Below are 709 nucleotides of genomic sequence, written 5' to 3' on the forward strand. Positions count from 1 at the left end.
CCGCATGCACTATGCACCGCGTGTTGTGCACAGTATTTTTTTATCCTTCAATTCAGTAACAATATTAATCCTTCAGATTAGAAAATTTCTTTCCGGATGGGATTAATGGAAACTTCTTCACCTTATTATAAAAAACCCCTTTCATTTTTTTTAGTCTTGTTTTCATATAAAATCCATCAAGAGAGGTGAATACGTAATTATTCCCATTTTTTAGAGCTATTGTACCCCAATAGAATGAAAACCAGGTAAGATAAAAGTTCCCAGTATTCCAAATTCCTTGAAATTCAATTTTTCTTATTTCTGAATTAGTCACTGTTTTCTTCGAATTGCCATCTGATATTTCTATTTCCGTTTCAGAAATTCTAAATTTCAATCTAGTTCTATGGAATAAGTAATTCAGATATAAAATCAACGACGGAACAAAGTCTGCGCATAAAAATACTATTACAGTTATGTACCCAAAAGTTCCAATATTTGAACTTAAAAATATAATAGCAACGCTAAGTTCAATTAAAGGCAATAATAGAATAATTAGATGAGAAAGAATCGACTGTTTCTGCATGTATATTTTTGATTCATAACTTCTTCTCATCTTTATCTATATTCTGTAATTTTAAATTCTCTTATGAAATTAAATTAATCAGCATTTTAATCTTATTCTAATATTGTGCACAACGTTCCCGCGGTATGGTGTCGTGGCAGTTTCTGT

The 709-nt window shown here is 30.3% G+C and carries 1 protein-coding gene; it reads right to left on the bottom strand.

The window, feature by feature from the left end:
* Positions 1 to 64: 64 nt before the first annotated feature.
* Positions 65 to 592 (bottom strand): PH domain-containing protein, encoded by a 528-nt coding sequence (locus ACE01N_RS20600; RefSeq protein ID WP_380592985.1) that lies wholly within the window; start codon positions 590 to 592, stop codon positions 65 to 67.
* Between the last annotated feature and the right edge of the window lie 117 nt (positions 593 to 709).

Source organism: Quyinboa ferrireducens (genome assembly GCF_042436675.1).
Classification (GTDB): Bacteria; Bacteroidota; Bacteroidia; order Bacteroidales; family UBA5342; genus JBHJHP01.